5 protein-coding genes are annotated in these 15,173 nt (G+C 71.8%); all 5 read left to right on the top strand.

Annotation, left to right across the window (positions count from 1 at the left end):
* Positions 1 to 57 precede the first annotated feature (57 nt).
* The 5 genes from OH768_RS00855 (at position 58) to OH768_RS00835 (ending at position 15,144) form a co-directional block, all read left to right on the top strand.
* On the top strand, positions 58 to 819 hold the full coding sequence (locus tag OH768_RS00855) for an IclR family transcriptional regulator (RefSeq protein WP_406448947.1): 762 nt from the start codon (positions 58 to 60) through the stop codon (positions 817 to 819).
* Positions 816 to 1,772 carry an ornithine cyclodeaminase family protein gene (locus OH768_RS00850; protein ID WP_406448945.1) on the top strand — a complete coding sequence of 319 codons (957 nt, stop codon included), beginning with the start codon at positions 816 to 818 and terminating at the stop codon, positions 1,770 to 1,772. Before OH768_RS00855 ends, OH768_RS00850 begins: the two co-directional genes overlap by 4 nt.
* Positions 1,773 to 2,187: 415 nt before the next feature.
* Positions 2,188 to 2,679: a YbaB/EbfC family nucleoid-associated protein gene (locus OH768_RS00845; protein WP_406448943.1), complete on the top strand. Its 492-nt coding sequence runs from the start codon at positions 2,188 to 2,190 to the stop codon at positions 2,677 to 2,679.
* Positions 2,676 to 3,011 (top strand): hypothetical protein, encoded by a 336-nt coding sequence (locus OH768_RS00840; RefSeq protein ID WP_406448941.1) that lies wholly within the window; start codon positions 2,676 to 2,678, stop codon positions 3,009 to 3,011. The genes OH768_RS00845 and OH768_RS00840 overlap by 4 nt, the downstream gene beginning before the upstream one ends.
* A 1-nt stretch (position 3,012) precedes the next feature.
* Complete coding sequence (locus tag OH768_RS00835) at positions 3,013 to 15,144, top strand: hypothetical protein (RefSeq protein WP_406448939.1); 12,132 nt, start codon at positions 3,013 to 3,015, stop codon at positions 15,142 to 15,144.
* Positions 15,145 to 15,173: the final 29 nt, after the last annotated feature.

Genomic DNA, 15,173 nt, shown 5'->3' with positions numbered 1-15,173 from the left:
AAATGCAGATACTGTACTCTGCGGCCGCATCGTGGACGAGAGGGATGAACCACTGCCATGCCCGTCGCACCCCGTACCGCGGCACCGCCCAGGTCGGCCGTGGACAAGGCGCTCGACCTGGTCGAGGCTGTCTCGCGCGCACCGCAGCCGGTGCGGCTGACCGATCTGGCCGTCGAGGTGGGCCTGCACCGTGCCACCGCCTACCGGATCCTGCTGGACCTGGTCCGGCGGGGCTGGGTGCTGCGGGCCGGTGACCGCTATCTGCCCGGCGCCGCCGTCCTCCGGATGTCCGCCTCGGCCGCGGGCAACTCGCTGACCGCGCTGGCCCGTCCGGTGCTGGAACGGCTGTCCGCCGCGACCTCGATGATGGTCAACCTCCAGGTCCTGGAGGAGGGCGGCACCCGGGTGATCGACGTGGTCAGGCCCGAACGGCTGGCCATGATCAGCCACTTGCGGGGTGAACTGCTGCCGGTGGGGCGGTTCGCCGGGCCGTTGGCTCTGGTCGCCGCACTCGAACCGGACGCCAGGATAAGGTGGTTGGACGGACTGGGCGACGAAGCCGTGCACGTGGCACGGGAGTTGGCCGAGGTGGAACGGACCGGTGTCGCCGTGGAGCGCGGTCGCAACGACAAGCTGGTGGCCTCCGTCAGCCGGGCGGTGGTGCCCGACCCCGGCGCTCCGGTGTGCGCACTGACGGTCGTGGGACCGGACGTTGAGTTCGACGGGCCGGAACTGGCCTCGGTGGAGCGGCAGTTGCGCGCGGCGGCGGACGAGCTGGGAACGGCCCTGACCGCCGGCACAGCGGAGGCCGGCCGGTGAGCGGCCTGCTGGTGTTGGACCGACGGCAGACGGCCGCCGCGCTGCGGCCCGACGCCGTCCTCGACGCGGTGGGCCGGGCCCTGGTCTCCATCGCCCGCGACGAGGTCTCCGTCCCGCCGCGGATCGCCGCCCTGACCCCGACCGGTCTGCTGGGCGCGATGCCTGGTTACGTCCCCGGGCTCGGGCTGGCCGCGAAGCTGGTGACCGTGACCGCCGATCCACGGCACCCCGGACGCGGTTTCCACCGGGGGCTGGTGGCCCTGTTCGACGAGCACGACGGGCGGGCGTTGGCGCTCGTGGACGGCGAGTCGCTGACCGAGGTCCGCACGGCGGCGGTCGCCACCCGGAGCGCGCTGGCCCTGGCCGTCCGCCCCGGTCTCGGCCGGGTAGCGGTGGTGGGGACAGGCGCCCAGGCCCGCGCCCAACTCGCCCTGCTCGCGACGGTGCGGCCTAAGGCCGGGGTGACGGTGGCCGGCCGCGATCCGGTACGGGCCGGCGCGGCGGCCGCGCTGCATCCCGGCGCGCGGGTCGCCGCCGGGGTCGAGGAGGCGGTACGCGAGGCCGATGTGGTGTTCTGCTGCACCGGCGCCGCCACGCCCGTCGTCCGACGCGAGTGGCTCGCTCCCGGCGTCCATGTCTCGTCGGTCGGCGGCTCCCAGGGACCCGAACTGGACCCCGGCACCGTCCGGGACGCGGTCCTGTTCACCGAGTGGACCGGCGCGGCCACCGCGCCACCACCGGCGGGCGCCCATGAACTCCAGGACCTCGCCCCCGGCCGGCCGGTGACCCTCCTCGGGTCCGTCCTCGACGGCGGCCATCCGGGCCGGGGCGGTGACACCGACGCCCTCACCGTCTTCAAGTCCACCGGCCACGCCGCCCTCGACGTCGCGGCGGTCCGGGTGGCCTATGACGTGGCGCTCGAACGGGGCTGGGGAGTACGCGTGGATCTGTGAGGGACGGGGACCCCGCTCACAGAACGGCGAGGCCGTCGTCTTCCCGCGGTCGGGCCGTCGCCGGGTCTCTCGGCGCAGGTGCGCCGCGACCTCGAGTCGCCCTGGTGCAGGGGAAGTTAATCCGGATGCGAATCTTCATCCATTGCGCGTCATGTGCCGTTGGGACGGACGTCAACCAGCCCGGCCATGATCGGACGTCTGCGGGCCCGAGCCGCGCGCGTCCTGTTTCGGTGCGAGTGATGCGGGCCCCCGGGTGCGTACGGACGGGAACCTCCGGTGCGCGCCGACGTGACTGCCGCCGGCACGTGTCCGTGCTACCGACGCGTGCCCCCGCCGGTACGGGCCGCCCGGCGTTCGCGTCGGTCCCCGCCGTATTCACCTCCGGTGAGTGGAGTACGAGGAAGATGGAGGCCGCATGACCCAGGAGCCCGAGTCCGGCCCGGACGGTTACGCGGAACAGCTGGAGCGACGCTTATCCCGGGCCAGAACCGAACTGGCGGCAGCCGAGCAGGACGCGGCACGCGCGGAAGCCGACATGGGTGACTTCTCCTCGGCCACGGTCTCCAAGGACGGCTCCGTAGAGGTCACCGTCGGACCCCGGGGCGAACTGAGCGACCTGCGGTTCCTGGGGGCCAAGTTCCGCGAGATGTCGAGCGCGGAACTGAGCGCGGCGATCATCGAGGCGGTCGAAGCGGGCCGCGCGCAGGCACGGCGCGAGGCGGCCCGCCGCTTCCGGCCGCTCGACGCCCCCAGCCCGCAGGTGCCCGAACTCGCCGGACTCGACATCGACTGGGCCCGTTTCGTGGGCCCGCCCGCCCCTGCCCGGAGCAGCTCCGGCAGGCCCGCCGCACGCACCCGGCTGCACGACGAGATCGCCGACGACGAAGAGGACGGAGGCACCCGATGACCGGCCCGTCCTACACATCGAGCCCCGAGGCCATCATGGGCGGCACCCGGGTCATCAAGGACCTCGGCAGCTACGCCGACGAGGTCGGCGCGTCGGCCCATGCCGCCTTGGCCGACGTCAGCTGGACCGGCGACGACAGTTACGGGAAGCAGCTCCGGAAGGAGTTCGTTCAGACCCGCGACTCCGTCCTCGCCACTATCGACGCCATCGCGGCCGGCATCTCGGCCGTGGGTGACGGCACTCTCGACAATCTCCGCGCGATCCGCAGCAACCAGGGCGGGATCATCGACGCCATCCACGAACAACAAGGGCGGACCGGGAGCCGACCGTAACGTGGCCATCGTCGTCTCTCCCAAGCTCAACTGGCTGTTCTTCATCCTCATCGGGGAGAAGTTCCTGGAGGCCAACGAGGACCGCGCCTACGACACCAGCCGGTCCTTCGAACAGCTCCACCAGCACATCGGCGCGCTCAAGTCACGGGCGAAACAAGCGGTATTGACTGTGGGGGAGGGCCTTCCCAAGGGAACCGCCGACCAGTTCATCGGGGCGATCAACGAAGTCCTGCCCTATCTCGACAAGTTCGAGGCCGACCTGGACAACGTGACCGAGAACCAGGTCAACATCGCCATGCAGATCCGCGAGGCGAAGTGGAACATCATCGCCGAACTGATCCGCCTGTTCATCGAGCTCGCGATCCTCGCGGTGATGTCCTTCTTCACCGGCGGCGCCAGCGCCAGTGAGGCGGCGGTGGCACGTGCCCGCAGCCGCGTGTTCATCCTGGAGGTCCTGCTCGAACTCTCGCGCCGCACGCACCTGTTGCCGAGCTTCCTGGAGGCCGCCGAGGAGGCCTTCATGACGCTCGCGGTCCGGCTGGCCATGATGGTGGGCGCCCCCAAGGGGCAACGGCCGAAGTCGATCGACTGGGGCGACGTCGGTCTCAGCGCCGCGTTCGGCGCCGTCGCGGGGTTCCTCGCACCGATCCTCACCAAGACGATGAAGAGCCTCACGAACAACTTCAAGAACATCGGTGACCTGGGGAAGAAGTTCGACGACATCAACGTGGGCGGGGCGAAGGGGCCGAAGCCGAACACCACCGACCTGAACCTGACGAACAAGCCGAAGTCCGGTCCTACGCCGGGACCCGGGACCCATGTCCCCAAGACGACCTCCACGGTCACCCCGCATGTGACGCCGACACCCCATGGCGACGAGAGCTTCTCCGCCAAGGTACTCGACCAGAGCGGCGAGTTCGTCGCGGACGGCGCGTCGGAGACGCTGGCCGAGTCCCTCGTGATGGGCGCGTTCTTCGGTGACTTCACGCCGAGTTGGCAGACGTTCGTCGGGTCGGGCCTGAGCGAGCGGTTCGAGGCGGGAGCGGGGCACGCGGTCACCAACAGCGCCGACTGGTTGAAGAACTTGGGGAACCCGCCGACGATCTCTAGATCGGTCTCCGACATCGGGACCGGAGATGCCGGCGACGTCGGTCGGAACACGGGCCCGGGTAAGAGCGGCGACACGCCCTCCGGGGGTGGGGAGACCCTTGGGACGTACCCGTCGACCACCACGGTGGCCGGCGGTCTCAAGTCCGGTGTGGGGAGCGGCCCGCACACGCCCGTGGAGGCGGATCCGGAATCGGGCCAGGGCACGGACACCGGCATGCACATCGGCACGGACGCCGACACGTCGACGAAGGTGCCCCCGCTCACCGTCACCGACCCACCGCCCCACACGTCCGTCCCGGTCATTCCACCTGTGGTGGGGTCTTCAACGCCGTTCATTGCGCCCGTGGTTGGGGCGTCCGCGCCGCCGACGGCCCCCGAGACGGTCATCGGGTCCGCCCCGCCGATCCCGCCGGCCGTCACCGGCGGCAGTGTCACTTCGGCACCGCCCGTCGTGACGCACGGCAGCAACGCCAACGGCAACCAGCCCTCGGCGCAGAACGACGACTTGAACTCTCCCGAGGCGGAGCGAGCCGGAACAACTCGGGCCGAGCCGCCCCCGACTCCGGTGGTAACCGGGACGGCCGATCCCGCCGTTCCGGTTCAGCCGGGACAGGGCGTGGACACGAACCCGCCCCTGGACCCGGACTCTGTTGTCGAGCCGCCCGCCACGGAGTTTCCGCCGCTCGTAGCGACGTCGGCCCCCGTGACGCCTACCGTCGGGACCACCGTTCCTCCGGCAGTAACCCACAACAGCCCTCGTCTCCAGGGGAGTTCGAGCAACAACACGGGTAGCGGCAATCCCACCCCGCACCCTGTCCAAGCCCCGACGCCGACCCGCATCCCGACCACGGACACCGGAACGGGTACCGGCAAGGGAAAGGCCATAGCTTCACCAACAACGGACGCCACAGACCCAGCCCCGGACACCGTCACCCACCCCGCCCGGCTCGTCGGCGCCGCCCACGACGCCCATGCCGACGCCGTACGGTCGTTGCAGCACGCGGTCGACACCGCTGAACGGCTCCGCGTGCGGGTCGCGGCAGGCGAGGGAGCGAGCCGTGACGTCACCGCGCTGCCCGACGCGGACGACAGGGTGCGGCAGGCCCAGGCGGAGCTCTCGCGGACCGAGGCGCGGCTGCGCGCACTGGGCGAGGTTCCGCGTTCCCACGCCGACGCCGCCCTGGACCTTGGCTCCGACCCGTCGGCGCAGCCCGCCATCGTCCCCGTGGTACGCCGCTCCGACGCCCAACGGCACTGGATCGCCTCGCAGTTGACCGAGGAGGACCTGCCCCACGACTTCTCCGTCGCCGGCCTCCCGGCCGGCGATGTCGACGTGGACGTCGCCGCCCTGTCCTCCACCGGAGCCGCTCTCACCGTCGAGCAGCAGACCCAGGCAGCCCTGGGGAGCGGCAAACTGTCCCTACTGGAGACCGGACTCACGCCCTTGCAGCAGGCCAAGGCGCTGATGTTGCAACCCGGTCCGTGGTCCGGGCACCTCGACACCGCCGCTGCCACGGCCAGCAGGCGCTTGTGGGACGACGCGTTCACGGACTTCGCGCTGAGCACGCCCGGGGCAACTCCGGACACCGCACGCCAGTCGTGGGACACCGCCACCGCGCTCGTGCTGCCCCTGGAACTGCACCCCGTGCTCGCGGACTCGCGTCACGCGATCGAGTCGTACCGAAGCACGGTACGTCAGGTCGCCGACGTGCTGGCCGCGGGCGGGACGCGTGCGGAGGCGACCTCGCTCGCCGCCCGTCTCCGCATAAGCCTCGGGCTGCCGCAGCGGTTGCGCGGCGGTGCCCCCAAGCCCGAGGAGTCCTCCGACGTTCCGCAGCCCGTGGCCACTCTGGGCACCGGGACACCTCTCGTCGCGACGACGTCCACCACGACCGACTCGACGACCGACGCGACGACCACGATCACGGGGGTGCCGGTCGACGGGCTGGTCAAGTCCGCTGACGACAAGTCGACTTCGGTACCTCCCCGCGACTCGGACGAACCCACGGAGAAGCCCCGTCGGCAGCGCCCACCCCGCAAGGGCGCCCCGCCGAACCGCCGTACCCCTCCGCTCGAACCCATCGACGAGGACGCCGAGGCCGAGTTCACCGCACCGCCCGTCAAGAAGCCCGTCAGGCCCGGGCCGACCTGGGTGGTGCACGACCTGGACTCCCGGCGGCCGCCGCGTGTCGACCTGGACCTGCCGCCCGCGCCGTACAGCGGCGGCGGACCCGCGTCGTTCACCGACGGCGCCAAACTGCCCGTCTACATGGGCGGCATCGGCGAGTTGCTGCGCCGGCTGCCGCGCAACCTGCTGCGCCGCTCCTACACCCTCGGTCAGGGGGACCGCGTCCTGCGCGGCGCCGATCGCGTCGTCGAGCAGCTCGATCTCAACCTCCGGCAGCCGCCCGGTGTCCGCCCCCGTCCCGCGCGTCCCGGCGGCAACCGCGCGGGCGACGGGCTCCTCGACGACGTACGACACGCCCTCGTCCACAACCCGAGCGGCTTCTTCGGTGACGGGCAGCAGTTCAACTACCGCACGGTGGACGGCAAGTCGCGGGTTCTCACGGTCACGGCCCGCCCGTACGGGCAGTGGGAGAGGTTCACCTTCGGCTACGCCAACCCCGTGAAGATCGACACGATGCAGCGCAACACCGCCCTCACCGGCCGGGTCGCCGTGAACAGCACGTCGACCTCCCTCGCGCCCACCGCGCCGCTCGGACCGGTGAAGACGCTGTTCGCGCCCTGGGGACGGGTCTTCGCGCAGTTCTCGTGGACCAAGCGGGTCGAGTACAACATGCAGAACCTCGTCGTGAACCAGAACGAGACCCGCACGACCGACGGCTCGCACGCCCATCTCGACGACGTCTGGTACGAGGTCAAGGTCACCGATCCGGCCGGACGCCCCGTGGACCGGACCGGCAAGGCGATCGGGCCCAGGTCCGGCACGCGTGCTCAGGTCGCCTTCGGCTTCGCCGTCAGGGACGGGCTGTTCGTGCGCATCGCCGACAGCCTCACCCGGCCCAAGCCCCCCGCCGACCGGCTGCCGCCGCGGATGCGGCTCGACCGCGGCTCCCACTACCGCATGATGAACACGGAGAGCTTCGGCCCCGTCGCACACATCCGGGACTGGGCGCTCCAGCAGATCCGTACCGACACGGACAGCATGGCCGGCAAGCAGATCAACTCGTTCTTCTCCACCGACGGGTTCCACCGCATGAGCCGGGTCATGGCGGCCGGGACGGTCACCTCGCCGCCGCTGTTCAAGGACGACGCGGGGCGCGAACCGCTCGGTGTCTTCGCGGTCCGGGTGGAGCCCGGCGAAGCCGTCCTCATCAGCGAGACCACCGCCGCCGAACTCCGGGACATCTCCCAGACGACGGTCCGCAACGAGCGGACCACCGGCAGGTCCTCGGGCGTCGACATCGGCGGTGCCCTCGGACCCGCCTTCCAGCTTCTCGGCATCGACCACGGCAAGTTCGACCTGCGGCTGCTCGCCGGTCTCAACTTCCGCTACGGCTCCTCCCGCAACCGCGCCTCCGTCACCGGCGGAACCGGCGCCGTGAAGTCGGCCGGTCAGGCCAAGGGCGACCCCACGGGCCTCTACCTGGTCCAGAAGACCGTCACGGTCACCGCACCGCCCGACACCAAGGCACCGCTGCCCGACCGCAGGCGCGACGACGCGAGCTCGACACCCGGCAAGCTGCGCAAGAACCCCCCGCGGACCTGGAGCGAGGCACCACGCACCCGTACGTTCCAGACCTGGGCCGTGGAACGGCTCACCCGCACCGAGGCACGCCGCCTCGCCGGGGAGGCGAGCCCCGCACCCGGCACGCCGCCGAGGATGCCGCCGTACCTCACCCAGGACTCGCCGCCCACCCTCGGCATGAGCAGGGTCGAGGAGTTCACGTTCGCCGACGGTTCCTACGTACGGGACATCGACGGCGAGGACCGCACGTTCCTCGACCACTTCGGCTACCAGGTCCTCGAAGAGGTCGCGCGCGCCTACCCGGACCTCGTCGCGCCCCTGTCCGAACTCGATCCCGCCAATCCCCGCTGGCGCAGCGACGACCACTTCCAGATGGTGGTCTCCAACACCCTGGAGGTGCTCAACACCCTCGCCTTCCATAGCATGGCGGGCAACCTGGAGACGATGATGACCACGGGGCTGCGGATCTCCCTGGTCGACTCCCGCCGCGCCACTCGCGCGCACCGTTACGTGTGGGTGGACGCCGCTCTGTCCGACCGGCGTTTCGAGGGCACGCAGAAGGACCTGCGGCTGCGGTTCAGCGCACCCGGCAGCGAGAGCCTCGGCGGGCGGCAGAACAGCGCACGCGGCGCACACATCGGCGCGGAGGGGCTGCTCTCGCTGCGGGACGCGGCGACCGACGAGGCGGGCGGCCCGCAGCACGCGGGCACCGGTTCGCTGGGCGTGCGGTGGGGCGGCCGCACCGACTCGGAGAGTGGTTACGGGGCCGCCGTCACGCACGAGGCCATGTCGATCGGCACCAAGGGCACCCATCTGTACAGCTACGAGGTCACCCTCACCGCGCGGCGCGGCGGCTTCCGCCGCTTCCGCGGCCTGTTGCGCGGTGTCCTTTTCCTCAACCTGCTCGGCACGCGGCCGTTCGTCTTCACCGAGCGGGAGAAGAACCTCATCGGCCCGACCGGTGCGCCGGGTCCTTCTCACTCCGGGCCGGCCGCCAAGGGACCCTCCGTCGGTCGTGTGCTGCTCGGCGTGCCCGTCGAGCACACGCCCGTCCGCGACACCGCACGCCCGCACCACCCCCTGCACGGTGTGCCTCTCGCGACCACCGGGCGGGCCGCGCGGGACCTGGCGCTCGCCAAGCGCGGCCTGTTCGAGCGGGCCGGCCGCCGGGGCCGTGAGGAGTACCGGCGCCACCCGTATCTGACCCTCGCGGTTGTCGCGGACCCCGCCCTCGGCCGGGCCGCCGAGGACGTCCTCAAGGAGTCGTCGGGCAACTCCTGGATGCTGACCCACCAGGGTGCTCCCGTCCACGACGCGGCGCTGCGCGTGTTCCAGAGCCAGTTCCTGACCGCGAACTTCGACCAGTCGTCCGCCCCGACCGGCTGGCGTGCCTCGGGGCTGTGGGCGAAGGCCCCCTACCTGGACCGCTCCTCGGTCCTCGCCCACCGCAGCCGCCTGCGCCCCGGGAGCCTCACCGCCGTGACGGGTGCCGTCCCGATCGAGGCGGAGACGACCATCGGCGGTGCCACCCAGGCCTCGGGACGCCACACCAGTACGAGCACGCTGTTCTTCGGCGGCCAGCTCGTCTACCTCCACTCGCACGACACCGGCACCGGGACCACCGGCAACTACGGCCTCGTCGCCAGCCCCTACCGCCTCGACAAGTCTCGCTTCCGGGCCGTCTCCCGGACCGCGCTCGCCGAGATCAACCGCAAGGACCAGGGCCGACAGGTCCTCGTCACCGCCGACGTCGACCACGAGATCGCCGCCACCTCCACCCTCGTCGGCGAACGCGCCACGGGCGTACGGCGGTTGCCCCGCTGGCTCGCCGGCGCGTCCGGGCGACGGGTCCTCGTCAACGACGGCTGGGTCGGGCACGTCCCGGAGAAGAGCGCCTACCGGATGGGACTGCTCCGGGACCGCTGGGGCGACGTACCGCTCTACACCCGGCGCCGGTGGTCGCCCCAACCCTGGCTCCTGGACCATCCGTTCGGCAGTTTCCCGCTCACCGCGCTCGACACCGCGACCGTACTCAACGACTTCGACCGGCAGTTGAGGCCGCTCGGACTGACGTCCAGTGACAGGGACACGGTGCACCGGCTGATGTCGGAACGTGTCGTGCGCGCCCTCGGCAAGGAGATGACCGGCGGCAGCTCGTCCGTGCCCGCCCGCGTGGGCCGTTGGGGCTCGTCTACCGCCAACCTGTGGGTCGGCAGCCGCAAGGTACGGGCGCGCGCCGAACTGATCCCGGTGAAGGTGCCCGTCGACAAACCCGCACCGGACGGCAGCGGCTTCGGCGGCCTCGGGCACAGTGTGGAGTTGGAGGAGCACCGGAGCGCCGCGGAGACCACGCAGGAGGGCCACGGCCGCGCCTCCGGCGCCAGCGTCGGCACCACCGTCTCCCAAGGCGCGCACACCGGCAACGACACCGTGCGGATGGCTGGACCGACGTACGCGGAGGTCGGCTCCACCCAGCAGACCGCCGCCCAGAACCAGTCCGAGGGCAGCGTGCGGATCGCCACCGCCACGACGACCCAGGCACACGCCGAGTACGTCACCCGCTACCGGATGCGGCTCACCCTGGAGGTCACCGACACCCGCGAACCGAAGACCGGCACCGGCGCCTCCGCCTGGGTGAAGCGGGCCGCGCACCGCACCTGGCGCGGGGTCTCCGGCCGACGCCTGCTGCGCGTCAGCTCCGAGGGCGACGTCGGGGAACTCGTCGAGCACTACCCGCTCAGCCTCATGCGCCCCGACCCCGTCGACCCCGCCGCCGAACGGGACGACCCGCTGGCCCCGCCCTCCCTCGACGCCCCCGGACCTTCCCGCCGCGTCGCACCGCCCGCCACGACCGGCCCCGGCGGCTGGCTCGACACACTCCACCCCGACGACAGCATGAAGCCGTTCACCATGCCTCCGGACGGCTTCAAGGTCCGCCGGATCGTCGGCGTCGACCAGCTCCACACCGCCAACTCCCTTGCCCTCGCCTCCGCCTACGACACGTCCTTCCCGCTCACCGACGCGGTCGACGACGACCTGATCGCCCGCGCCCAGGACACCCCGCTCACCCGCGCCGGCACCGGGCCCGCCCAGAACCTGGAGGACGGCACCGGCAACGGCGCCCTCAGCGCCTTCTACGACCGCACCCTCGACCCCGGCGGCTACGAGGTGGCCGGCCTGACCGAACGCGGCTTCTTCGGCGGCGCCGACGCCGACCTTCGGCTCTACTCCCGGCCGCAGTTCCGGCAGGCCCGGCTGCTCGCCGTCACCGACGGCATGAAGCACGAGGCACCCAAACGCCATGTGCAGGGCGGTGGCGCGAGTGCCGGGCGCGTCGGGCAGGCCGAGTCGTCGCTCGGCGGCGGTCCCGCCACATCGACCGCCGCCACTGGCACCAACCAGATGGGCGCCTCAGGACCGGGCGACGTCTCGACCGAGTCCGACACCCTTGCCTCGGCCGGCGACCGCCTCGCGTCGGTGAACGTCAAGCCGAACACCACCCGTACGTTCCTGTTCGCCATCCCCACGACCTGGCTGAGCGTGGCCGCGGTCCACCACCACGTCAAGGACTCCGCGCCGGTGCGGGCGATGCGCAGCCCGTTCGGCAACCCGCAGCGCGCCCCGCAGGCACGCGAGACTGAGACCACCGTCCTGGCCTGGGTCCGCGAGGACGTCGCCCGTGAACTGGGCCTCATCGGCGACGACGGATTCCCGCCGGTGGCTGCCAGGGCGTGGGACGCGGTCACCAAGGCCGACAAGGAGTGGACGGCCGCCGACAAGAAGTACTGGGAGCTGCGCCGCGACGAGGGCCCGCGCCGCGAGAGGGCGCTCACGGACGCCGAGGACCTGCTGACCACCCTCACCGCCCGCGACCCCGAGACCCTGCCCCAGGTGATCGCCGCACGCGGCGAACTCGCCCGCCTGGAACAGGAGAACGATGGCGCGGAACCCGCCCACGACGGCTGGGCGGAACTCCACGACGAGGAACGCGACACCGCCCACGACCGCGTGATCGCCCTGCTGCGGGCGGCCGACGACGAGGTCACCGCAGCTCGTGCGGCCCGCGACACGGCTCGCGACCAACTGGACGCCTTCACCGCGGAGTTGGGCGAACGACGTGCTTTCGCCGAGGCACTCGCCGACGAGTACGCACGCGTCCGCGAAGCCGCCGACCGCCTGACCCGCTGGCACCAGCTCGCGGCCACGCCGGCGGGACGCGCCCGGCTCGGCACGACCCCGGAACCGGACGAGGTCGTCTTCCGGGCGCCACCGGCACCGGGCACCGCGAAGGCACCGGTGACGGAGAAGAAGGCCACCGAGACGACCGACAAAAAGAGCAGCGACAAGGACGCGGAGAAGGAAGACGCCGAGAAGAAGACCAGCGACAAGGACGGAGACAAGAAGGAGGGTGACAAGAAGGATGCTGGGGAGCAGGACGAGGCGGCGGGCGACGCCGAACTGCGCCCCGCGTTCAGCCGCCCGCCGTGGGAGACGGCCGGCACCCCGGACCCGTCGCTGCGCCGGTTCGACGCGGCCCAGGACCACCGCACCTTGACCGCCACCGATCCCGACGGCCGGAGCTGGGTCTACGACCTGCACGAACCGGACGGTGACGGCAACGGCTTCTTCACGGCGGTCCTCGGTGTCGGGGATCGCGGCGGGCCGACGGCGGTGTCGGAATCGCGACGTGCGGCACTGGCCGGCCGCGTGGCCCGGAGCGGCGACATGCCTCCGGACGTGACGCTCGACACGCAGGCTGTGTTCCGTACGGCCGAACTGACCGGCAGGCTCGGCGAGCACTTCCGGCGTGACCCTGCTCTGTCCGCCACTGTCGAGGAGAACGGCGGTCGGCTGCCCGACGCCCTGCTCACCGCACTCACCCCCGCCCAGCGGCAGAGTCTCGTACGGCTGCACGTGCAGCGGGCCCGCCGTTGGGACGACGCGACGGCGGACCTTGCCGCGGACCTGACGGCGCGTTCCCTCGGGGTGGACATCACGGTCGTGGGGGAGGACGGCGGCTACCGGTTCTTCCCGGGCTCCGATGACCCGACGGCCGGCCCGCTCCGGCAGGTGACGGTCTACCGGCGCGGTGACAGTTATCTGTCGGCCCGTCCCCGGTCCGCAACACCGGTGCCTGCGCCGCCCGTTCGGGGCGCGCAACCGCCGGGGGGCAAGGACGGCGACGACACGAAGGGGACGGGCAAGGACAAGGGCAGCGACGGCAAGGGATCCAAGAGCGACCAGGACACGAAGAGCAAGGAGACCGAGGACAAGGAGAGTCAGGGCAAGGAGACGAAGACCAAGGATCCGAAGGGCAAGGACAAGGGCAAGCCCGACTCGGACGCACCGGTCAAGTCCGTAGGCGACAAGCAGCCGCCGCCCGCTCGGACTGTCCTGGTGGAGGGCCGGCAGATGACCGTCCAGAACGTGCGTCCCGACGGCAACTGCCTGTTCTCCGCCGTCATCGCCGGCATCGGCGCCCAGCACCCCGGCCACACCGTGCGGGGCAGAACCGTAGAGACAATGGCGGTCGCCGACCTGCGCAGCGACATCGTCGGCTGGTACGGGACGTCCGCTGCGGCCCACCAGCACGCCGCGCGGGACCCGTTGGAGACGATCGTGCACGACAGGTACCCGAACCTGCGCAGCCTGCGGCCCCTGCTCGCCCTGCTGGGACTGCGGTCGCACCTGCCGCTGACCCCCACGCAACAGGCGCGCATCCAGGCCCAGTTGAGGACCGAGGGCCTGGAGGACGTCACGGGACGCGAGGTGATCGCCCGACGGCACGCGTTGACCGACCAGGCGCATGCGAACAACGTGCGGCAACTGGTCCTGCGTACGCTGCACGGCCCGGCCACATTGAGGTCGCGGTCGCTGTGGCGGGAGATCCGCAGCCACCTGCCGGCCGTCGTGCCCGCCACCCCGGCGCTGACCGTGGCGCTGGGGGAGCGTGGGCTGGTCGACCGCGCGATCCGCTCGGCCGAGCTGTGGCACACGCCCTTCTACGACGACGTACCCCTGCTGCTCACCCAGTCGCTGGGCATCGATCTCGTCGTCGTCCAGCCCGACGGCCACGGCGGATCCATCCTGCACCGCCTCTCCGAGGACGCCGACGGGCCCACCGTGTACGTCGCCTACAACGGCGTCGACCACTACGAGACGTTGCTGCCGGCGGCGCCGCGGCCCGGTCCGGGCGGTGACCTCACCGCCGGTTTCGGCGACCCTGTGCTGCCGAAGCGGGTGAAGGACGAGGAGCGCGACGACGAGGGCGACGTACGGGCGAACCCGCTGTGGATCCCCCTGGAAGAGGTGGACCCCGACCTGCTGATCACCGGCAACCACGACGCGGTGTGGCTGTACACGGTGACCGACGACGGCCGTGTCCTGCTCGGCAGCGAGGCCCCTTCGCAGGTGGTGGCGCAGGACCGGTTCGACGCGCTGCTCGCCGGCGTCCGCACCCGACGCCCCGAGGTGACGGCGCAGGCGCTGCGCGCGGAGATCGACGGCCTCGGCCACACCGGTATCGCCGCCGTGTTCGAGGAGGACGGTCGTACACGTGCCGGCGCGAGCCGGGTGTCGGGCGAGTTCCGCTGGAGCGGGAGCCTGCGGTCGTGGACCGTGAACGACAAGTCCGGCCGCTACATGAGCAAGGCGGTACGGCCGGACATCGACCCTACGGTCGCGGCCGGCTGGCTGGACAACGTAGCCGCACTCTTCACCGCCCGTCTCGGTGTCCAGGTCGCCCCGGAGCAGGTGAAGTCGAGCGCCGTGAAGCCCCCCGAGCCGCAGACCGGAGGCACCGAAATCCCGTCCGCTTCCGCGCCTCTGACGCTGCGTCAGCCCACGGACGGGAGTGACTGGTTGCCGGCCGCGTTGGTCGACGCTCTGAGACAGCAGGGGTCCGACCAGTTCGGCCGGCCGGGACTCGGTGGTCTTCTCGGGGGACCGGATCCGTCCGACGCGCTGCACCGCTGGGCCGAGTTCCGGCTCGCGGCCCCGGACGCCGTGGCGCGGGTGCCCCGCCTGGCCGCCGCCGACTGGGCGGGCCCGGCGCACACGACGGTGCCGCTCGAGGACCTCGCCGCGGTGGGCGTGATCCCGACACCCGACCAGGCCGCGTTCGCGGCACTGACCGGCGCGCTCCCGCTCGGCGACCTCACCCTGACGCTCGCCCAGCGCTACCGGCTGCTGCGCCGCTGGGCGGATGGCGACGACCTTCTCACTGAGATCGCCGCGGGCACGGCCGCCCGCGACCTGGGAATCGTCCTGACACTGGTGACCGGCGAGGGGACGGTACGCCGCTTCGAGCCGTGAGGGCCATGTGGCCTTCCAGGCCCAGCGGG

Source organism: Streptomyces sp. NBC_01622 (genome assembly GCF_045209635.1).
Classification (GTDB): Bacteria; Actinomycetota; Actinomycetes; order Streptomycetales; family Streptomycetaceae; genus Streptomyces.
The sequence above is the reverse complement of the archived record's forward strand: the minus strand, read 5'-3'. Positions and strand labels throughout refer to the sequence as shown.

Excerpts from the sequence above, each read along its gene's own strand:
- OH768_RS00855 (WP_406448947.1), top strand. The coding sequence starts at position 58 with ATGCCCGTCGCACCCCGTACCGCGGCACCGCCCAGGTCGGCCGTGGAC.
- OH768_RS00845 (WP_406448943.1), top strand. The coding sequence starts at position 2,188 with ATGACCCAGGAGCCCGAGTCCGGCCCGGACGGTTACGCGGAACAGCTG.
- OH768_RS00840 (WP_406448941.1), top strand. The coding sequence starts at position 2,676 with ATGACCGGCCCGTCCTACACATCGAGCCCCGAGGCCATCATGGGCGGC.